The sequence below is a fragment of the Streptomyces sp. DG2A-72 genome, from assembly GCF_030499575.1.
Taxonomy (GTDB): Bacteria; Actinomycetota; Actinomycetes; order Streptomycetales; family Streptomycetaceae; genus Streptomyces.
The window spans coordinates 2,253,424-2,273,245 of sequence record NZ_JASTLC010000001.1 but is presented as its reverse complement, the minus strand read 5'-3'; the positions used below and the strand labels follow the sequence as shown (position 1 = coordinate 2,273,245).

The window sequence follows — 19,822 nt, the reverse complement described above, 5'->3', positions numbered from 1 at the left end:
GCTCGCCGTCTCAGACGTGGGGGTGCCTCCGCTCGAGCGGAGCCGAGAGTGGGGGAGGGTTCAGGATCCCTCCTCGCGGGGGCGGTGCATGGCCAGCCACCGCTCCGCGTAGGCCACGGCGTCCGCCACCGGGAACAGCCGTACGTCGGCGGCGCCCACCTTCCCGCGTACGACAGGACGGTCCCGTTCGAAGTCGTGCCCCAGTTCGTCGAAGCGCTCCGAGGTGATCGACACCTCGGTCACCACCTCCCATCCGGCCGGTCCGGGGCGGCCCACCTGAACCAGCGGCGCGGGTATGCGGTACTCGGCCAGATGGAAGCTCGTGCACGCGTCGTAGCCGGCGCCGAGCAGCAGCACGCGCGCGTGGAGCGCCTCCAGCCTGGCCAGCGGGCTGCGCTCACCGAGCCGGCAGTCGGTGGCGTGCCCGCCGATCACCTCGGCCGCGCGCGGGCCGACCGCGGCGAACGACGTCTGCGGATGGGCGCTGCGCAAGGCGCCGGGCCACGTCCGTACGGTCTCCGGGACGACGCCGACCCCGCGCGTGGGCGTGACGAGAGGGTCGTACGCGGGCATCGTGGCCCGGATCGTCTCCCACCACTCCTCGGGCACCGGCGGGTTGCTCCACACCGCTGGATCGGACAGGTCGCCGGACTGGGCGGGGACCACGAGCGTGCCGTCGGGGCCGAGTGCGTCGAGCAGTCCCCGGACGGCCGCGACGGCGCCTCCGCAGACCCAGCCGAGGGAGCTGAGCGAGGAGTGGACGAGGAGGATTTCGCCGGGTTTGACACCCAGTTGGCGCAGACCCTCCGTGAGGGTGGTCCGCGTGACAAGAGGGCCGGTCGGAGGGGGTGTGGGCATGGTTCGGGAGTGTGCTGGACGAGTCTTGAAAGCGCCACCGAATTGATCGATCAAAGATCGTTTCCGCAGGTCAGATTAGGTATACCTAAGTGACGTAGGGCACCGTCCACGGAGCGGGACGCCGCTTGCCCGGTCCTGAGGAATTACGCAACAATGGCGTTGTGAAAAACGTCGGCGAGGCTCGGGAGACCCGGACGGGTGCCCCCCAGGAGGAGCTCGCGACCGGGGAGCGGTCCACCCGCAACCGGGTCGCGCGATCCATCCTGGACCACGGGCCCTCGACCGTCACCGAGCTGGCCGGCCGACTGGGCCTCACCCCGGCCGCCGTACGACGGCATCTGGACGCGCTGGTCGCGGACGACGTCGTGGAGGCACGCGAGCAGCGGGTGTACGGCGCGCGGACGCGCGGCAGGCCCGCCAAGGTGTTCGCCCTGACGGACTGCGGACGCGACGCCTTCGACCAGTCGTACGACAAGCTCGCCGCGGACGCCCTGCGCTACATCCAGGAGCGCTTCGGCGGCGACGAGGCGGTCGTGGCCTTCGCGCGGGCGAGGATCGCCGAGCAGGCCGCCGTGTACCGCGAGGCGATCGAGGCCGCGGCCCCCGAGGAGCGGACCGAAGCCCTGGCCAAGGCCCTGAGCGCGGACGGGTACGCTGCTACGGCGCGCAGCGCACCGGTCGGCGAGCAGCTCTGCCAGCACCACTGCCCGGTGGTCCATGTCGCGGAGAAGTTCCCGCAACTGTGCGAGGTCGAGACGGAGATCTTCTCGCAGCTGCTCGGCACGCATGTCCAGCGACTCGCAACCATCGCCCACGGTGACGGCGTCTGTACGACATTCATCCCAAAGATTTCCAAGAACACCCATAACGCATCTGCAAGCACGGCCGGGAGGAACCCCGCATGACTCTGCCCACGGAGACTGCTCACCCCGAGCTCGAGGGCCTGGGCAAGTACGAATACGGCTGGGCCGACTCCGACGAAGCCGGCGCTTCGGCGAAGCGTGGTCTGAGCGAGGACGTCGTCCGGGACATCTCCGCGAAGAAGAGCGAGCCGGAGTGGATGACCAAGCTCCGCCTCAAGGGCCTGCGCCTCTTCGACAAGAAGCCCATGCCGAACTGGGGCTCCGACCTCTCGGGCATCGACTTCGACAACATCAAGTACTTCGTGCGCTCCACGGAGAAGCAGGCGGAGTCCTGGGAGGACCTGCCCGAGGACATCAAGAACACGTACGACAAGCTCGGCATCCCGGAGGCGGAGAAGCAGCGCCTCGTGGCCGGTGTCGCCGCTCAGTACGAGTCGGAGGTCGTCTACCACCAGATCCGCGAGGACCTGGAGGAGCAGGGCGTCATCTTCCTGGACACCGACACCGCGCTGAAGGAGCACCCGGAGCTCTTCAAGGAGTACTTCGGCACCGTCATCCCGGTCGGTGACAACAAGTTCGCCTCGCTGAACACCGCTGTGTGGTCGGGCGGCTCCTTCATCTACGTGCCGAAGGGCGTGCACGTGGAGATCCCGCTCCAGGCCTACTTCCGTATCAACACGGAGAACATGGGCCAGTTCGAGCGGACCCTGATCATCGTCGACGAGGGTGCCTATGTGCACTACGTCGAGGGCTGCACCGCCCCGATCTACAAGTCGGACTCGCTGCACTCCGCGGTCGTCGAGATCATCGTCAAGAAGAACGCCCGCTGCCGCTACACGACCATCCAGAACTGGTCGAACAACGTCTACAACCTGGTCACCAAGCGTGCCGTCGCCTACGAGGGCGCGACCATGGAGTGGGTCGACGGCAACATCGGCTCCAAGGTGACGATGAAGTACCCGGCCGTCTACCTGATGGGCGAGCACGCCAAGGGCGAGACGCTGTCCATCGCCTTCGCGGGCGAGGGCCAGCACCAGGACGCCGGCTCCAAGATGGTCCACATGGCGCCGAACACGTCGTCCAACATCGTGTCGAAGTCCGTCGCCCGCGGTGGCGGCCGTACCTCCTACCGTGGTCTGGTGGAGATCGGCGAGGGCGCCCACGGCTCCAAGTCGAACGTGCTGTGCGACGCGCTGCTCGTCGACACGATCTCGCGTTCCGACACGTACCCGTACGTGGATGTCCGTGAGGACGACGTCTCCATGGGCCACGAGGCGACCGTCTCCAAGGTCTCCGAGGACCAGCTCTTCTACCTGATGAGCCGCGGTCTGAGCGAGTTCGAGGCGATGGCGATGATCGTGCGCGGCTTCGTCGAGCCGATCGCGAAGGAGCTGCCCATGGAGTACGCCCTCGAGCTCAACCGGCTGATCGAGCTGCAGATGGAAGGTGCGGTCGGCTGACCCGCCCCGCCGTTTCAGCATCAGGCGGCCCGCCTCCCGGGGCGGGCCGAGGATCGCAACACGTAGGAAGAGAGCAGACCGACAGCCATGGCTGAGGCTCAGAACATTCCGGTGGGATCCACCACCGCCGGCCAGATCGCGGTGGCCGCCGAGTCGACCGTCGCCACGCGCATGAGCGCGCCCCCGTCCTTCGACGTGGCGGACTTCCCGGTCCCGCACGGCCGCGAGGAGGAGTGGCGGTTCACGCCGCTGGAGCGCCTGCGCGGGCTGCACGACGGCACCGCGGTCGCCACCGGTGACGGCGTGAAGGTCGACATCGACGCCCCCGAGGGCGTCATCGTCGAGACCGTCGGCCGTGACGACGCCCGGATCGGCAAGGCCGGCACCCCGGTGGACCGCGTCGCCGCCCAGGCGTACTCAGCGTTCGAGAAGGCCGGCGTGGTCACCGTCCCCAAGGAGACGGTGCTCACCGAGCCCATCCGGATCGCCGTGCACGGCGAGGGCGGGATCGCCTATGGCCACCAGGTCATCGAGCTGGGCGCCTTCGCCGAGGCAGTTGTCGTCATCGACCACACCGGTGACGCCGTGCTCGGCGCCAATGTCGACTACGTCCTGGGCGACGGCGCCAAGCTGACCGTCGTGTCGGTCCAGGACTGGGACGAGAAGGCCGTCCACGTCGGCCAGCACAACGCGCTGATCGGCCGCGACGCCTCCTTCAAGTCCGTCGTGGTCACCTTCGGCGGCGACCTGGTACGCCTCCACCCGCGCGTCCAGTACGCGGGGACCGGCGGCGAGGCCGAGCTCTTCGGCCTGTACTTCACGGACGCCGGCCAGCACCAGGAGCACCGCCTCCTGGTCGACCACAACGTCCCGCACTGCAAGTCGAACGTCGCCTACAAGGGTGCGCTCCAGGGCCAGGACGCCCACGCGGTGTGGATCGGCGACGTCCTCATCGAGGCCAAGGCCGAGGGCACGGACACGTACGAGATGAACCGGAACCTGGTTCTGACCGACGGCGCCCGTGTCGACTCCGTGCCGAACCTCGAGATCGAGACCGGCGAGATCGTCGGCGCGGGGCACGCCAGCGCCACCGGCCGCTTCGACGACGAGCAGCTCTTCTACCTGATGGCCCGCGGCATCCCGGCCGACGAGGCCCGCCGCCTGGTGGTCCGCGGCTTCTTCGCCGAGCTGGTCCAGCAGATCGGCGTCGACGACATCGAAGAGCGCCTTCTCGTGAAGATCGACGAGGAGCTGGAGGCGACCGTCTGATGACGTTCGTACGCGCCTGTGGGCTGAGCGAGCTGGAGGAGGACACCCCGAAGCGGGTGGAACTCGACGGTACGCCGGTCTCGGTCGTGCAGACCGAGGGCGAGGTGTTCGCGATCCACGACATCTGCTCCCACGCGAACGTCTCCCTCTCCGAGGGCGAGGTGGAGGACTGCCAGATCGAGTGCTGGCTGCACGGCTCCAGCTTCGACCTCCGCACCGGCAAGCCGTCCGGCCTCCCCGCGACGCGCCCCGTCCCCGTATACCCCGTAAAGATCGAAGGGGACGACGTACTCGTCTCCCTCACCCAGGAGTCCTGAGGCACCCATGGCAACGCTTGAAATCCGAGACCTGCACGTCACCGTCGAGGCCGACAACGCCACGAAGGAGATCCTCAAGGGCGTCGACCTCACCGTGAAGCAGGGCGAGACGCACGCCATCATGGGCCCGAACGGCTCCGGCAAGTCGACTCTCGCCTACTCGCTCGCGGGTCACCCCAAGTACACGATCACCAGCGGCACCGTGCTGCTCGACGGCGAGGACGTCCTGGAGATGTCCGTCGACGAGCGCGCCCGCGCGGGCCTGTTCCTGGCGATGCAGTACCCGGTCGAGGTCCCCGGCGTCTCGGTCTCCAACTTCCTCCGTACGTCCGCCACGGCGATCCGCGGCGAGGCCCCCAAGCTGCGTACCTGGGTGAAGGAGGTCAAGGAGGCCATGGAGCGCCTCAACATGGACCCCGCCTTCGCCGAGCGCAACGTCAACGAGGGCTTCTCCGGCGGTGAGAAGAAGCGCCACGAGATCCTTCAGCTGGAGCTGCTCAAGCCGAAGGTCGCGATCCTCGACGAGACCGACTCCGGCCTGGACGTCGACGCCCTGCGCGTCGTCTCCGAGGGCGTCAACCGCGTCCGTGAGACCGGCGAGGTCGGCACCCTGCTGATCACGCACTACACGCGCATCCTGCGCTACATCAAGCCCGACTACGTCCACGTCTTCTCGGCCGGCCGCATCGTGGAGTCCGGCGGCGCCGAGCTCGCCGACAAGCTGGAGAACGAGGGCTACGAGGTTTACACGAAGGGCGGCGCATCAGCGTGACATTGCTGCCGGGCCTCCTCGACACCGAGGCGATCCGCAAGGACTTCCCCATCCTGGACCGTACGGTCCACGACGGTCAGAAGCTCGTGTACCTGGACAACGCGGCGACCTCGCAGAAGCCGCGCCAGGTACTGGACGCACTCAGTGATTACTACGAGCGCTACAACGCCAACGTCCACCGCGGTGTGCATGTGCTCGCCGAGGAGGCCACGGCGCTGTACGAGGGCGCGCGCGACAAGGTCGCCGCGTTCATCAACGCGCCCAGCCGCGACGAGGTGATCTTCACCAAGAACGCCTCCGAGTCGCTGAACCTCGTGGCGAACATGCTCGGCTGGGCCGACGAGCCCTACCGGGTGGACCACGAGACCGAGATCGTCATCACGGAGATGGAGCACCACTCCAACATCGTCCCGTGGCAGCTGCTGTCGCAGCGCACGGGCGCGAAGCTGAAGTGGTTCGGCCTGACCGACGACGGCCGCCTCGACCTCTCCAACATCGACGAGATCATCACGGAGAAGACGAAGATCGTCTCCTTCGTGCTGGTGTCGAACATCCTCGGGACGGTCAACCCGGTCGAGACGATCATCCGCCGCGCGCAGGAGGTCGGCGCTCTCGTCTGCATCGACGCCTCCCAGGCGGCGCCGCACATGCCGCTGGACGTGCAGGCCCTCCAGGCCGACTTCGTCGCCTTCACCGGCCACAAGATGTGCGGCCCGACCGGCATAGGCGTGCTGTGGGGCCGCCAGGAGCTGCTCGAGGATCTCCCCCCGTTCCTCGGCGGCGGCGAGATGATCGAGACGGTGTCGATGCACTCGTCGACCTATGCTCCGGCCCCGCACAAGTTCGAGGCGGGCACGCCCCCGATCGCGCAGGCGGTCGGGCTGGGTGCGGCGATCGACTACCTGTCCGCGATCGGCATGGACAAGATCCTCGCCCATGAGCACGCGCTCACCGAGTACGCGGTCAAGCGCCTTGCGGAGGTCCCTGACCTGCGGATCATCGGCCCGATGACGGCCGAGGACCGGGGCGCCGCGATCTCCTTCACGCTCGGCGACATCCATCCGCACGACGTGGGCCAGGTCCTCGACGAGCAGGGCATCGCGGTCCGCGTCGGCCACCACTGCGCGCGGCCGGTCTGCCTCCGGTACGGAATTCCTGCGACCACGCGAGCGTCGTTCTATCTGTACTCCACGCCGGCCGAGATCGACGCTCTGGTGGACGGCCTGGAGCACGTACGGAACTTCTTCGGCTGAGGGGCGTGCTGAAACGGTGAAACTGGATTCCATGTACCAGGAAGTCATCCTGGACCACTACAAGAACCCGCACGGGCGTGGTCTGAGGGATGGCGACGCCGAGGTGCACCATGTGAACCCGACGTGCGGCGACGAGATCACCCTGCGTGTGAAGTACGACGGCACGAAGATCGAGGACGTCTCGTACGAGGGCCAGGGCTGTTCCATCAGCCAGGCTTCGGCGTCCGTCCTGAACGAACTGCTGGTCGGCAAGGACCTCTCCGACGCGCAGAAGATCCAGGAGACCTTCCTGGAGCTGATGCAGTCCAAGGGGAAGATCGAGCCCGACGACGTGATGGAGGAGGTGCTGGAGGACGCGGTCGCGTTCGCCGGTGTCTCCAAGTACCCGGCCCGGGTGAAGTGCGCGCTGCTGAGCTGGATGGCGTGGAAGGATGCGACGGCCCAGGCGCTGGGCTCCGACGCCGCTGAAAGGAAGACGGCATGAGCGACACGGCCCAGATGAAGCCGGCCTCGGAGGAGGAACTCCGCGAGGCGCTGTACGACGTCGTCGACCCCGAGTTGGGTATCGACGTCGTCAACCTCGGCCTGATCTACGGCATTCACATCGACGACGCCAACATCGCGACGATCGACATGACCCTGACCTCCGCGGCCTGCCCGTTGACGGACGTCATCGAGGACCAGGCCAAGTCCGCCACGGACGGCCTCGTCAACGAACTCCGCATCAACTGGGTCTGGATGCCGCCGTGGGGCCCGGACAAGATCACGGACGACGGACGCGAGCAGCTGCGGGCGCTGGGATTCAACGTCTGAGCAGCCGCCCTTTCGTCTTGAGGCCCCTGGAGCGAATCCGGGGGCCTCAGTCCTTGAGGCCTGCCACCACCCGGAACGCCGAGTCCCGGCGGTACAGGTCGGTGTGGTCGTACGACTCCAGGCGGACGACGAAGTTCCGGTGGCGGAGGAAGCGGCCGGGGTAGTTCACGGACTCCAGCATGACCGCTCCGGAGAAGGATGCGGGGCGGGGGCAGAAGGTGGCGTCCTGTTCGAAGAGGGGGGAGCCGTCGTCGCGTTCGGAGCGCAGGACGAAGTTGCGGTGGCGCAGGTAGCCGCCGTCGGCGGTGGCGAAGGAGTAACAGGTCGACTTCGCAAGGCCGTTGACCACCTTGAAGGTGGCGTCCTCGGCGGCGGAGGCGGAGGTGATCGTGTCGAGGGCCACGTAGTCGTCGGTGGCGTGCCAATAGCGGTCGGGGTAGTTGACCGCGCGGACCGACTTCAAGTGGGAGACGGGGGCCGGTGAACTCTCCTCCGGTGCCGTCGACTTGGACGGCCTGGCGGAGGGCGTGGGCGTGGAGCTGTGCCGGGACGGTGCCTTCGTCGTGGGCTCAGGGGAGGACAGGCCGCCCTTGCCCTTCGGGGGAGCCGTCGTACTCGGTGAGGGCGAGCCGAAGGAGATCAGGCCGGGCAGGGTCGCGTTGACGGGGGTCCCCGGTGTGCCCGACGCTTCGTCAACTCCCCTGTCCGTCATGACGATCGCCGTGACACACGCGGCGACGGTGGCCACCGCGAGGGTGCCGGCCAGCCAGAGGCGTCGCGTTCCCGGTATCCGGGAGGTGTCAGGGACCCAGCCGTTCTCCCAGGGTTGGTTCCGCGGAGGGCGGGGCGTGGTGTCTGGCATGCGCTGTCCTTCAGCGGCGCCCATGAACGACAGGGCAGGCCGCGGCTGCGAAGACCCGGTATGTGAACGGTGAAACAGTAGTGGACCAATGGGGCCGGGAGCAGCCCCTTTGGCGAGAGCGGTTTCCGCATTCGGGGTCGGCGCCGTCCCACCGGTTGTGTACGCTCGTACACATGGGATATCTGACCCTCATCGGCGCCATCGCGGCCGAGGTGGCGGCGACGACCGCCATGAAGTACAGCGACGGCTTCAGCAAGCTCTGGCCGTCCCTTCTGACGTTCCTCGGCTATGTCGTCTCCTTCACCCTGCTGGCCCAGACACTCAAGACCGTCGGCATAGGCACGGCCTACGCGATCTGGGCCGGCGTAGGCACCGCGACGATCGCCGTCCTCGGGCTCTGGCTGTTCGACGAGGCGCTGACCTTCACGAAGGTCGCCGGAATCCTGCTCATCGTGGGCGGCGTGGTGGTGCTGAACCTCGGGGGAGCGCACTGATGGCCAGGCGCTACGACCCCGAACGCCGCCAGCGGATCATCGACGCCGCCATCCGAGTCGTAGGGCGCAGCGGTCTCGCCGGACTGACCCACCGCACGGTCGCGGCGGAGGCCGACGTACCGCTGGGGTCCACCACGTACCACTTCAAGACCCTGGACGATCTGATGGTCGCCGCCCTACGCCAGGCCAACGAGGGCTTCGCCAAGGTGGTCGCCTCACGCGGCGCCCTGGATGACCCGCACACCGACCTGGCCTCTGAACTCGCCGCCGGGATGGGCGAATGGCTCGCGGGCGACCGCACCGGCGTGGAACTGGAGTGCGAGCTCTACCTCGCCGCCCTGCGCCGCCCCGCCCTCCGCCCCGTCGCCGCCGAATGGGCCCAGGACCTGGCCGACCGCCTCACCCCGCGCACGGACCCGGTCACCGCACGCGCCCTGGTCGCGCTGCTGGACGGAATCTGCCTCCAGGTACTTCTCACCGATGAGACGTACGATGAGGAGTACGCCCGCGAGGTACTGGCGCGGATCATTTCCTCTGGCCCGCGCCAAGCCCCTTGACGACGGCCAGCGCCGCCGCCACGCTCCCCACCACATCGGTGACCGGGTACTGCACGTCCCGTACGACCCGCTCCCGGTCGACGACCAGTGTGAGCCGCTTCAGCCGGTCTGCCCCCGCCGCCCGGAACGTCGGCAACCGCAACCCCGCGACCAGGGCCAGTCCGGAGTCCGACAGCAACGGAAACCCCAGCCGTTCCTTCTCCGCGAACGCCCGCTGCTCGTCCGGACGTTGAGTGGACACCCCGTGCACACTCGCCCCCGCCGCGCGGAACTCACCGAGCCGGTCCCGGTAGGCACAGGACTCCAGAGTGCAGCCCGGCGCGCCGGGAATCTCCGACCACCCGGGCGGATAGGAGTCGGCGCGCGCATAGGCCCCCGGAAAGCAGTACAGAACGGTGAACGGACTCTCCGCCGCGACGGGATCGCGCAACTCCCCGCCGTCATCGGCGAGGTGCAGTTCGGGAACCCGCGTGCCCGTCAACTCGTGCACCCGCCGCGCCTCGACGGACGCCTCCGCCGCGGTGGCCGTCGTGCTCCCGTCCCCCAGAACCCAGGCATCCCCCCAGTCCTGAAGGGCGACGAGTACGGGCAACAGGGCAAGACCCCGGGGGGTGAGCCGGTACTCGTACCGGACAGGGCGCTCCTGATAGGGCACCCGAACGAGCACATCGGCCTCCACCAGAAGCCGCAACCGCTCGGTCAACACCTTTCTGGACAGCCCGATTTCACGCTGCAGCTCGTCGAACCGGTGCACTCCGCGCGCGGTGTCCCGGACGATCAGCAGGGTCCACCAGTCGCCGACGACGTCCAAGGCCTGTGCGATGGCGCAGGTGGAGTCCTCCAGGCGAGTCCTGCGCGCCATGGCCGTCCGTCCCTTCCGCCACCGGTCGTCGTTGACCCGAGGCTGTCATGCTGACACAGTGAGTTCCCAAAAGAAACTCACTAGGGAGATGCGTGCTCAAGGACATACCGAGAACTGTCTGGCTACTGGCCTGCGGCACCTTCGCCAACATGGCCGTGAGCATGAGTTTCGCCTATCTCTTCCTCTACCTCACCGGGCCCCGGGGCCTCGACACGGCAGAGGCCGGCCTGCTCAGCGGGATCGGCGGCATCGGTCTGCTCGCGGGCAACTTCTCCGGCGGCTGGTACGGCGACCGCTTCGGACACCGCTGCGTACTGCTGACCGGAGCCATCACATCCGGCCTGCTCCTGGCCGCTGTCCCCCTCCTCCCGGCACCGGCCCTTTACGCCGCACTGCCCCTGTGCCAGTACGCCGCCGGTGTCCAGCGGGCGGCCAACTCGGCGCTCGTGGCCGTCATCGTGCCGGAGGGGTCGCGTCGCCAGGCCTTCGCAGTCGTACGGGCGGCGGCGAACGGCGGCTTCACCGTCGGCCCCCTGCTCGGCGCGGTGGTCGCGACCAGGTTCTCGTACGACTGGCTCTATGTGGCCGAAGGCCTGGGCAGCCTGACGCTGGCCTGCTGGACAGCCCGAGTGGTCCCACCGCGAGGCGCCGCACGGACCCGCGGCGGTACCGGCCGGGTCTGGCCGGAACTGCGCGCACGCCCGGCCGTACTGATCCTCCTCGCGGCGATCCTGGTCACCGACGTGGTCTACCGGCAGCAGTACTCCACCTACCCGCTCTTCCTCGCCGACCACGGCATGGACACGCGCACCTACGGGGCACTGCTCGCGATCAACGGCGCCGTGCTGCTGTGCCTGGAGCTGCCCGCGGCGCTGGCGCTGCGGCGACGGTCGCCGCTGCGGATCGTCGGCATCGGCCTGTTGCTCGTGGCCGCGGGATACGGCGTGCTGCTGCTGGGCGCGGGCCTGGTGACGGCGGTGACGATGATGACCCTCCTGACCCTCGGCGAACTGCTCTACAAGACAACGGCGACGGCTTATGTGGCCGACCAGGCTCCCGAGCACGTCCAGGGCCGCTTCCAGTCCCTCTACGCCGGAGTGTCCATCAGCGGCGTGGTCCTGGCGGCACCCCTGGGCGGGGCGCTGTACGAGAGGGCACCCGGGATGCTGTGGCCCCTGTGCGCGGGACTCGGCGCGGTGGCCGCCATGGCCGTACTGGCGGCAGCCACGGGCCGCCCGGCACCCACGGCCACCCCGAGCGGCCCGCCACCTGAGACGCCGCCCCCACCGGTTGGCCCACCCCGCCCCCCGCCGGTTAGGTTGCCCTCATGACCGACATGACTGCACCCAGCACCACCACCGGCGGAGCCGTTGCCGCCGGCCTCGCCACGATCGCCGCCGACGGCACCGTCCTCGACACCTGGTTCCCCGCGCCGGAGCTCTCGGCCGAGCCCGGCCCGTCCGGCACCGAGCGGCTGTCCACCGAGCGGGCCGTGGAACTGCTCGGCGAGGGCGCCGCGAAGGCCATCGGCCCGGACGCCCGCCGTGGCGTAGAGGTGGTAGCAGTCCGTACGGTCATCGCCTCGCTCGACGAGAAGCCGACCGACGCGCACGACGTCTACCTCCGCCTGCACCTCCTCTCCCACCGCCTGGTCAAGCCGCACGGCCAGAGCCTGGACGGCATGTTCGGCTTCCTCGCCAACGTCGCCTGGACGTCGCTCGGCCCGGTCGCCGTCGACGACATCGAGAAGGTGCGCCTGAACGCCCGCGCCGAGGGCCTGCACCTCCAGGTGACGTCCGTCGACAAGTTCCCGCGCATGACGGACTACGTGGCGCCCAAGGGCGTCCGCATCGCCGACGCCGACCGGGTCCGCCTGGGCGCGCACCTCGCCGAGGGCACGACGGTCATGCACGAGGGCTTCGTCAACTTCAACGCCGGCACGCTCGGCACGTCGATGGTCGAGGGCCGTATCTCCGCGGGTGTCGTCGTGGGCGACGGCTCGGACATCGGCGGCGGCGCGTCCACGATGGGCACGCTGTCCGGCGGCGGCAACGTGATCATCTCCATCGGCGAGCGCTGCCTGATCGGCGCCGAGGCGGGCGTCGGCATCCCGCTCGGCGACGAGTGCGTGGTCGAGGCGGGCCTCTACGTCACCGCCGGCACCCGCGTCACCATGCCCGACGGGCAGATCGTCAAGGCCCGCGAGCTGTCCGGCGCCTCCAACATCCTCTTCCGCCGCAACTCCGTCACCGGCACGGTCGAGGCCCGCCCGAACAACGCGGTGTGGGGCGGCCTGAACGAGATCTTGCACAGCCACAACTGATGGTGGGCGGCCGTGACTTGCGGCCGCCTTACCGATCAGCGCCCTGACCTGCCGCTGAGCTGCCGGCAGTTGTCGGCGCTGGTCATCGTGGAGCGCCCTTCCACGGCCCAGGAAGGCCCGGGAGGGCGCTCGTGCGCGAGCATCCACTTCGTCCCGAAGTGACTTGGGCGGGCGGCCGACCTTGGGCCAGTGCGCATCTGGTCTGCTGCGATGGTCCGTAGGAGTCCGTGTTCGTCCGCCGCCGTCTGTCCGCGTTGTCACGGGGTCAGACACGCAGCCCTATGGCTCACGTTGAGTGGCATTGGTCGGATCGGAGTCGTGCAGCGCGGCTGGACCATCCCGGCGCGCGATGCCGGCGGGGCGTCGGCGATACTGTGCGCGTGGAGTACGTGTCCAGAGTGCCGCGACCGCCGCTGGACGGGCTGATCGACGACCTTTATTACCTGGAGGGTGCGTCGCCGTACGCCCGGCTGACGCTGCCGCCGGCGCCGTCGGCGCTGCTCATCGTCAACCTCGGGGCGCCGTTCCGCATCCGCGCCGGCACCGACATCGAGACGGCCGAGTACGCCGATGGCTGCGTGGTCGCCATGCCCACCCGCGCGTGGGAGTTCGACTACCCACCCCGGACCCGGTCCGTCGGTGTGCACGTCAAGCCGTGGGGGCTGGCGCCGTTCCTGCCGATGCCCGCGGTCGAGCTGTGTGACCGGCCAGTGACGGTAGAGCAGGTTTGGGGCCGGCCCGCCATTGCTGAGCTGCGAGACCGGCTGGCCACGGCGGACGGACCGCACGAGATGCTGACGCTGCTCGAGGAGGAGCTGATGCGACGGCTGTGCGAGACCGCCGGCCTGGGGCTGGTCCGCCATACGAGCAGCGTCATCGCGGCGACCAGCGGGGCGGCGCCGATCGGCGACCTGAGCGTGGCAGCCGGTGTCAGCAGCACTCATCTGGCACAGCGGTTCAAGGAGCTCATCGGCGTCACGCCGAAGCGGCTGGCCCGTACCTACCGCTTCACCGCCACCGTGTTCGCGATCAATCCCGTCGGACCGATCGACTGGGGCGAGCTCGCCAGTGGCGCAGGCTACTTCGACCAGGCCCACTTCGGCCACGAGTTCCGGGCGTTCACCGGGCTCACGCCGACCCGGTACGTCGAAGTCCGGCGGCGGTTCCTGCGCGAACATCCCGGCCACACGCTGGACGGCTGGCCGCTGCCGGCCGATTGATTTCTTACAAGAGCGACAGCTCACGCCACGCTAATTTTGAGGGCACCCCAAGCAAAGGAGCGCCCCGTGGGCAAAGTAGTCATGTACAGCTCGGTGTCGGTGGACGGCTTCGTCGCGGACGAGAACGACCAGCCCGGACCGCTGTTCGACTGGTTGACCAGCGGTGACGTCCCCTTGGACGAGAGCGGCGAGTTGAAGGTGTCGCAGACGTCCTACGACTACACCCGGCCGTACTGGGACCAGATCGGGGCGACAATCGCCGGCCGCCACGTCTTCGACCTGACGGACGGCTGGGACGGGAAGCCTCCGAGCGGGATCGACCACGTGGTCGTCGTGACGCACCGGCCGCAGCCCGAGGGCTGGGACCCCGAGGCGCCGTTTCACTTCGTCGACGGCGTCGAGGCAGCCGTGGCCAAGGCGCAGGAGCTTGCGGGTGACCGCATCGTCGAGGTCGCCGCCGGCGACGTCGGCGGCCAGGTGCTTGCCGCAGGCCTGGTCGACGAGGTGCGCATGGATGTCGTACCCGTCGTCTTCGGGTCCGGCAAGCGCTACTTCGGGTCGGTCCACGCGCAGCACCTGTTGGAGGATCCTGACGTGGTGATTCAGGGCAACCGGGTGCTTCACCTGCGCTATCGGGTGCGACGTTGACCGATCTGAGCGGGTACGCGAAGAAGTCCACTGCGAACGGTGACACAAGATCGGGCCTCCGGCTGCGTTTGCGCATCGCTGTCCCTGGTCGGGCAGCCGACGCCGATCCGCCCCAGCACCTCACCCGCGGCAAGTTCAGCTCAACCGGCGGATCGTCACCAGCCCTCGGTGCCGTCATCGGCCTCCAGGACCCGGCACGCCCAGGCACGTCGAGGTCTTCCGGATGGGCGGCGTAGGAACCTCCATCCTCGGAAGACCTCGACACCTACCCCGGGACCGAAGCGCCAGCCACCATCCACCGGAGTTTCGAGGTCGGCGTAGCGACTTTGGCCCGGAGTTTCGATGACCCAGTCAAGCGCACTGCTGACCTGGGAGTTTCTGCGTGCCTCCCCGACATTCCCCGTGGCTCCCCGTAGACCGCCGTCCGATCGGGCACGCGTGGTTCAGCGACCGTACGCTGACGGGCAGTTGAGTTCGTGATGTTGCGGGCGGGGGAGTGGACGGGTGAAGCACTGCGGGGTAGTTGGGGTAGTGGGATGCGCCACAGACGGCGTTGAGCAGCTGCGCACGGGCCTCGTAGAGCCCGCGATGGCTGCCTGGGAGCCCGCGGCATGACCGGCACCACGGAGGCCCTTGGCGGGTCGGCTGCAGTCGACGATGCAGCACGAAGTGTCACGCGCCCGCTCTACGTATACGCCGTGCTCGCCAACACGCTGTTCCAGCGCGGCGTATTCGTCATCTTCCTTTATCAGCGAGGCTTCTCCGCCGGGCAAGTGGCCCTGCTGCAGACGCTGCTCTACCTGGTCAGCGGACTTGCGGAGTTGCCGACGGGAGTCATCGCCGACCGAATCGGCAGGCGTGCCGGCATCGTGACCGGCCAAGTGCTGATAGCTGGATGTCTGCTCGGTCAGGTGGCGTTCTCCAACTACTGGGTGTTCCTGGCGCTGTTCATCGGGCAGGGCGTGGGCATGGCATGTGTGTCCGGTTCGGACACCGCCCTGCTGTACGACCTGCTCGTGCGTCGTGGTGCAACGGCCGGCTACGTCAAGATCAAGTCCCGGTTCACCATGCTCGGGACGGTCACCTCCGGAGCCGCCATCGTCCTCGGCGGCCAACTGCAGCAGATTTCCTGGGGAGTCGTCTACGCCGGTTCGGCGGCGTGCCTCGCCCTGGCCGTGGTGGTGCTGATGTCACGGGTGCCCGAGATCCGCGGCGTGGACGCGGTGGACGAGCAGGACGGAGCCGAGGAGCACGGCGACGCCACAGCGTGGCGGGCGATGCTTCGGGTCGCCACGCCGGCGCTCGTGACGCTTGTCGTGGTGTCCGGATTGATGCATGCGACTTTGACGCCGTACATCATCTTTACGCAGAAGACCCTCTCCGATCAGGGAGCGGGCACCGCATTGGTCAGCGTGGTCATATCGGCGGGATTCTTCGCCGGCGGGCTCACTCCGCTGCTGTCGGACCGCGCGGACCGGCGCATCGGGTATCGGGTCATGGTCCCGGTGTCTCTTGTGACGCTCGCCGCGGCACTCGGCCTCAGCGGCCTCGGCCTTGTCTGGGTCACCATCGCCGCGTTCCTGGCCTTGGTCGGGATTCCCGAGATCACCGCCGTGATCGTGGACAACGTGTTCAACGAGGCCGTGCCGTCGCGCCACCGGGCGAGTCTGCTGTCGATGATCGCATTCGTGGAGTCGGCGCTCATCGGCATCGGCTATCTCGTCCTCGGCGCGCTCATGGACGGGCTGGGCTCCAGTGTGGGCATGGCCACCTACGCCGCGGTCCCCCTGCTGGCATGTCTCCTGTGGCTCCCGGTGCTCTTCCGAGGGGCACGGGTGACCACCGGGATCGAGAAGCCCGCCGACCGAAAGGCATCCTGAAACAGACTCGTCCAGGTAGATGGTGGGCGACTTGCCGTCGGGGCTCTCCGGGTCGATCTTGCGCCCAATGGCACGTGGAGGCCAGGAACTTGCAGGAACTTGCGCAAGGAGAGAGACCCACGACGACATCGTCTGGCTGCGTTCCCGATCAGCCACAACTGAACCCACTCGTACGGGTACACACCGAGTGCTCGAACCGCACGATCGGGTTACTCAACGTGACCTGATCAAGGTTTAGGCAGATGAACGGGTGGACGCAGCGTCCGATCAACTGCCGAACCGCGTAACAAGGGACTGAGCGATGACGAACGAGCGGGCGAGGACCGTGGCACGGATGCTGACGGGGGCGGTCACCGCGGTGATGGTGTGCTGGCTCCCGGCGGGTGCCGCGCACGCCGACGAGACCAATACGGCCTCGCACAACGGCCCTCGGGTCGGCCTGATCAACGTCGGCCAGGTGGACGACCCGATGGAGGACGTACTGGAGCACTTCCTGCTGTTCGGCGACGGCTACCGCTGGGGCTGACACCGGCAGTATCCGTATCCGATCCGTGCCCGTACCCGACCTGGGGGCCGTACCGCACTCATGCGGTACGGCCCCCGGGCCTTTTCGCATCAGCCGGCAGCCATGAACTCCTCGTACGTCGCCAGCAGTCCGTCGACCGCCTCCCGGCCGGCGGGCCGCAGCGGGGCGCGGACCGGGCCCGCGGGCAGGCCCAGTTCGCCGAGCAGGGCCTTCGTCGTGACCGTGCCGGGCAGGCCCGACGACATCATCAACTCGATGAGCGGAGTGGCCCGCTGCTGGCGGCGGGCCGCCTCCGCCGTGTCTCCGGCGTCGAACGCGTCCAGGACGGAGCGGAGTTGGCGTGGGACCACGTTCGCGACCGTGCTGATGTAGCCCGTCGCGCCCACCGCGTACAGGGCGAGGTTGTGCTCGTCGCAGCCCGCGTAGTACGCCAAGTCGGTGCGGGAGAGGACCTTTTGGGTGCCGAGGAAGTCGTACGCGCAGTCCTTGACCGCGACGACTCGGGGATGTTCGGCTAGCCGGATCATGGTCTCCGGCTCGATACGGGTGCCGGTGCGGCCGGGGATGTCGTACAGCACGACCGGCAGTCCGGCGGCGTCGGCAACCTCGCGGAAGTGGGCCTCGACGGCGTCCTGCGGGGGCTTGCTGTAGTACGGCGCGACGACCAACAGGCCGTCCGCGCCCGCCTTTTCGGCCTGCAGCGCGAGTTCGACCGTGTGCCGGGTGTCGAAGGTGCCGACGCCCGCCACGATCGACGCCCGCTTGCCCACCGCCTCCCGGACCGCCGCGACGAGCGCCGACTTCTCGGCGTCCGTGGTGGTCGGTGACTCGCCCGTCGTACCGGAGAGCACCAGTCCGTCGCAGCCCTCCGACACCAGCCGCTCGGCGAGCCGCTGCGCGCCGTCGAGGTCGAGCGCGCCCTCCTCGGTGAAGGGCGTGATCATGGCGCAGAGGGCGCGGCCGAAGGGGGAGCCGGAAGTCGTCATGGCAGTAGTCTCGGCAGGGCGATCGCGTAGCTCCACTTAATTCTGCTACGAGGTATGGCTAAGGGTTGCTGCGACATCGGCGGACGGCGAGCGCACGATCGTCCCAAGGCCCTATGTCCAAGCCCGCCCCTCATGGGTCACCATGGCCCAGACGGTCAACCGACGGCAGGTCATGGGAGGCGTCATGAAGCTCGGCAAGGCACTCGCCACCGGAGTCGCGGAAGAGCAGCCGCTCAACCACGAGGAAGAACTCGAACTCCCCGAAGAGATCACGGAAGTCGAGGCGTCCGCGCCCGAAGAGGTGCCGGCCGCCCGATGAGGCTGCGGCTTCCGGAGGAACGCCCGACGGAGCCGCCGACCGGATACAAGATCGCCCACCCGATGCTGTCCCAGGACGGCACCCGGGCCGGGTTCACCGGTGTGTCGCTGGGCGGCGCGCTGCCGTACGGGGTCCTCGACGAGGCACGCTGCGTCTACGGACTGCGGCACCGCGCGCCGCACCGCCGCTGCGACTGCGGTTTCCACTGCGTGCATGACCGTACGGCGGCCGAGGCGCTCCTCACCACCGCCGAGCACCGCGCGGCCGTGCTGCTCGAAGTCTCCGTCCTGGGCGCCTACATCCGGTTCGAGCGCGGCTTCCGGTACGCCCGGCAGCGGGTGCGCACCGCGACCGTCGGACCCTGCGCGTGCGGCGCCGTCGCGGCGGCCCTCGCCGACGCCGGCTGGGGCAGGCCCGGCTGGTACGCGCTGGCCCCCTCTTGCGCGGGCTGCGTGCGCGGTCGTACGTCCGTGTCGCTCGCCGGGTTCGCACGGCTGGCCGGGGAGGGGTTGCGGGTGATCGCCGGGAGTGGCGGTACGGCGGTCTCGGCGGCCGGCCTCGGTATGCCCGAACTCGTCGCGGAGGCAGCCCTGTTGCAGGCCCGCCTCGACTGGTTCCAGACCCAGCTGGCCCGGCTCGGCGAGCGCGGGACGGGCGGTGGCGGGAAGGGGTAGCGGGGGCGGGTGCGGGTACCCGGGTGTTCCGAAGAGGCAGGGCACCACCCGGGAAGGGCACACCGATGACGGACAGGACAGCACCGAAGGTCACGGGAGGCGGGGCCAAGGGGCCCGAGGAACTGCGGCAGCAGCTCGAGCACGCCAGGGGCCGACTCGGCCGTACCGTCGAGGAGTTGGCCGACAAGGCCCACCTCAAGACCCGCGCCGCCGACCTCAAGGACAAGGCCGGCGCGATGACCGTGCAACTGCGCAGCACCGCCACCAAGGCCGGCCACACCGTGGAGCACAACGTCCCGCGCCCCGTCGCGAACGTCGTCCAGGCCGGCCGGCGGCACCCCCGGCCGGTCGTCGTCGCCGGGGCTGCCGCGAGCGCGGTGGTCGCGGCGGGCCTGCTGCGGCGGCGGCACAACGGCCACCACTGAGCCGCGTCGCGTCAGCTCCGGCCGTCCGCCGCGGGGAGTCCCACTCCGCCGAGGACGGTGAGATCCGTGCGGCGGGGCGGGGACGACAGCAGCGCGAGGACGTCCGCGGGCGCCGGAGCACCGGCGGTCGGCGACGCGGCGAGTGCCGCCTGCGCGTCGGCCTCGCTCCGCCAGACCTCGGTGACATGCACCGTGTCCGGATCGGCCGAGTCCCGGCTGATCAGATAGATCTCACAGCCCGGGAAGCCGTGCAGTCCCTCCGCGACCCTCAGCAGGAGGGCGGCGAGTTCCTCGCCCTTGCCCGGGTGCGCGGTCATGGTCATCAGTCGGCCGGTCATGCCCGCGGACGCGCTGCGTGTGTTCATGGGGGAGACGGTAGTGCGCGGGCGGGAACGGGCTTGACCTGAAGCTTGGTTGAGGTCGGAGGGTGGTCGGTACAGG

General features: G+C 69.0%; 24 protein-coding genes. 19 read left to right on the top strand and 5 right to left on the bottom strand.

The genetic code is table 11. The features are described 5' to 3' along the window. Positions 1–60: 60 nt before the first annotated feature. Entirely contained in the window at positions 61–858 is a 798-nt protein-coding gene (locus QQY66_RS10855; protein WP_301978942.1) for an aminoglycoside N(3)-acetyltransferase, read from the bottom strand. A gap of 161 nt (positions 859–1,019) precedes the next feature. Here QQY66_RS10855 and QQY66_RS10850 point away from each other — a divergent pair, with 161 nt between their 5' ends. From QQY66_RS10850 to QQY66_RS10815, 8 genes are all read left to right on the top strand, one after another. Beyond that, the gene (locus QQY66_RS10850) at positions 1,020–1,763 is read left to right on the top strand and encodes a metalloregulator ArsR/SmtB family transcription factor (protein WP_301978941.1); all 744 of its coding nucleotides are present in this window, start codon (positions 1,020–1,022) and stop codon (positions 1,761–1,763) included. Next, entirely contained in the window at positions 1,760–3,181 is a 1,422-nt protein-coding gene (gene sufB, locus QQY66_RS10845) for a Fe-S cluster assembly protein SufB (RefSeq protein WP_301978940.1), read from the top strand. Before QQY66_RS10850 ends, sufB begins: the two co-directional genes overlap by 4 nt. Before the next feature lie 87 nt (positions 3,182–3,268). Then, on the top strand, positions 3,269–4,450 hold the full coding sequence (sufD, locus tag QQY66_RS10840; RefSeq protein WP_301978938.1) for a Fe-S cluster assembly protein SufD: 1,182 nt from the start codon (positions 3,269–3,271) through the stop codon (positions 4,448–4,450). Beyond that, positions 4,450–4,767 carry a non-heme iron oxygenase ferredoxin subunit gene (locus QQY66_RS10835; RefSeq protein WP_048585098.1) on the top strand — a complete coding sequence of 106 codons (318 nt, stop codon included), beginning with the start codon at positions 4,450–4,452 and terminating at the stop codon, positions 4,765–4,767. The genes sufD and QQY66_RS10835 overlap by 1 nt, the downstream gene beginning before the upstream one ends. A 7-nt stretch (positions 4,768–4,774) precedes the next feature. After that, positions 4,775–5,539: a Fe-S cluster assembly ATPase SufC gene (gene sufC / locus QQY66_RS10830; protein ID WP_301978937.1), complete on the top strand. Its 765-nt coding sequence runs from the start codon at positions 4,775–4,777 to the stop codon at positions 5,537–5,539. Continuing rightward, positions 5,536–6,792, top strand: a complete 1,257-nt coding sequence (locus tag QQY66_RS10825) for a cysteine desulfurase (protein ID WP_301978936.1) — start codon at positions 5,536–5,538, stop codon at positions 6,790–6,792. The genes sufC and QQY66_RS10825 overlap by 4 nt, the downstream gene beginning before the upstream one ends. A gap of 16 nt (positions 6,793–6,808) precedes the next feature. Then, positions 6,809–7,276, top strand: a complete 468-nt coding sequence (gene sufU, locus QQY66_RS10820; RefSeq protein ID WP_301978934.1) for a Fe-S cluster assembly sulfur transfer protein SufU — start codon at positions 6,809–6,811, stop codon at positions 7,274–7,276. Further along, positions 7,273–7,605 carry a metal-sulfur cluster assembly factor gene (locus QQY66_RS10815; RefSeq protein WP_301978933.1) on the top strand — a complete coding sequence of 111 codons (333 nt, stop codon included), beginning with the start codon at positions 7,273–7,275 and terminating at the stop codon, positions 7,603–7,605. Before sufU ends, QQY66_RS10815 begins: the two co-directional genes overlap by 4 nt. 46 nt (positions 7,606–7,651) lie before the next feature. On the opposite strand, the gene QQY66_RS10810 is transcribed toward QQY66_RS10815, so the two are convergent. Next, positions 7,652–8,467, bottom strand: a complete 816-nt coding sequence (locus QQY66_RS10810; protein WP_301978932.1) for an AbfB domain-containing protein — start codon at positions 8,465–8,467, stop codon at positions 7,652–7,654. A gap of 173 nt (positions 8,468–8,640) precedes the next feature. Between QQY66_RS10810 and QQY66_RS10805 the strand changes: the two genes are divergently transcribed. Continuing rightward, positions 8,641–8,961, top strand: coding sequence for a multidrug efflux SMR transporter (locus QQY66_RS10805; RefSeq protein ID WP_210575738.1), 321 nt, complete (start codon positions 8,641–8,643; stop codon positions 8,959–8,961). Beyond that, on the top strand, positions 8,961–9,518 hold the full coding sequence (locus QQY66_RS10800) for a TetR/AcrR family transcriptional regulator (protein ID WP_301978931.1): 558 nt from the start codon (positions 8,961–8,963) through the stop codon (positions 9,516–9,518). The genes QQY66_RS10805 and QQY66_RS10800 overlap by 1 nt, the downstream gene beginning before the upstream one ends. Here QQY66_RS10800 and QQY66_RS10795 read toward each other — a convergent pair. Further along, positions 9,487–10,380 (bottom strand): winged helix-turn-helix transcriptional regulator, encoded by an 894-nt coding sequence (locus QQY66_RS10795; RefSeq protein WP_301978930.1) that lies wholly within the window; start codon positions 10,378–10,380, stop codon positions 9,487–9,489. The genes QQY66_RS10800 and QQY66_RS10795 overlap by 32 nt on opposite strands. 92 nt (positions 10,381–10,472) lie before the next feature. Between QQY66_RS10795 and QQY66_RS10790 the strand changes: the two genes are divergently transcribed. From QQY66_RS10790 to QQY66_RS10765, 6 genes are all read left to right on the top strand, one after another. Further along, positions 10,473–11,711 (top strand): MFS transporter, encoded by a 1,239-nt coding sequence (locus QQY66_RS10790; protein WP_301978929.1) that lies wholly within the window; start codon positions 10,473–10,475, stop codon positions 11,709–11,711. Next, a complete protein-coding gene (gene dapD / locus QQY66_RS10785) occupies positions 11,708–12,703 on the top strand; it encodes a 2,3,4,5-tetrahydropyridine-2,6-dicarboxylate N-succinyltransferase (protein ID WP_301978928.1) in 996 nt (331 codons plus the stop codon). The genes QQY66_RS10790 and dapD overlap by 4 nt, the downstream gene beginning before the upstream one ends. Before the next feature lie 380 nt (positions 12,704–13,083). Beyond that, positions 13,084–13,923 (top strand): AraC family transcriptional regulator, encoded by an 840-nt coding sequence (locus QQY66_RS10780; RefSeq protein WP_301978927.1) that lies wholly within the window; start codon positions 13,084–13,086, stop codon positions 13,921–13,923. Positions 13,924–13,989: 66 nt separating this feature from the next. Then, the gene (locus QQY66_RS10775; RefSeq protein WP_301978926.1) at positions 13,990–14,571 is read left to right on the top strand and encodes a dihydrofolate reductase family protein; all 582 of its coding nucleotides are present in this window, start codon (positions 13,990–13,992) and stop codon (positions 14,569–14,571) included. A gap of 611 nt (positions 14,572–15,182) precedes the next feature. Beyond that, entirely contained in the window at positions 15,183–16,451 is a 1,269-nt protein-coding gene (locus QQY66_RS10770; RefSeq protein ID WP_301978925.1) for an MFS transporter, read from the top strand. Positions 16,452–16,752: 301 nt separating this feature from the next. After that, on the top strand, positions 16,753–16,977 hold the full coding sequence (locus QQY66_RS10765) for a hypothetical protein (RefSeq protein WP_301978924.1): 225 nt from the start codon (positions 16,753–16,755) through the stop codon (positions 16,975–16,977). A gap of 89 nt (positions 16,978–17,066) precedes the next feature. On the opposite strand, the gene dapA is transcribed toward QQY66_RS10765, so the two are convergent. After that, positions 17,067–17,963 (bottom strand): 4-hydroxy-tetrahydrodipicolinate synthase, encoded by an 897-nt coding sequence (gene dapA, locus QQY66_RS10760; protein WP_301978923.1) that lies wholly within the window; start codon positions 17,961–17,963, stop codon positions 17,067–17,069. 142 nt (positions 17,964–18,105) lie between these two features. Between dapA and QQY66_RS10755 the strand changes: the two genes are divergently transcribed. From QQY66_RS10755 to QQY66_RS10745, 3 genes are all read left to right on the top strand, one after another. Continuing rightward, positions 18,106–18,282 (top strand): hypothetical protein, encoded by a 177-nt coding sequence (locus QQY66_RS10755; protein ID WP_301987761.1) that lies wholly within the window; start codon positions 18,106–18,108, stop codon positions 18,280–18,282. Further along, positions 18,279–18,956, top strand: a complete 678-nt coding sequence (locus QQY66_RS10750) for a hypothetical protein (protein ID WP_301978922.1) — start codon at positions 18,279–18,281, stop codon at positions 18,954–18,956. The genes QQY66_RS10755 and QQY66_RS10750 overlap by 4 nt, the downstream gene beginning before the upstream one ends. A 65-nt stretch (positions 18,957–19,021) precedes the next feature. Further along, complete coding sequence (locus QQY66_RS10745; protein WP_301978921.1) at positions 19,022–19,381, top strand: DUF3618 domain-containing protein; 360 nt, start codon at positions 19,022–19,024, stop codon at positions 19,379–19,381. Positions 19,382–19,392: 11 nt separating this feature from the next. Here the strand turns inward: QQY66_RS10745 and QQY66_RS10740 are convergent, their stop codons facing one another. Beyond that, positions 19,393–19,746 carry a putative quinol monooxygenase gene (locus QQY66_RS10740; RefSeq protein ID WP_301978920.1) on the bottom strand — a complete coding sequence of 118 codons (354 nt, stop codon included), beginning with the start codon at positions 19,744–19,746 and terminating at the stop codon, positions 19,393–19,395. Positions 19,747–19,822: the final 76 nt, after the last annotated feature.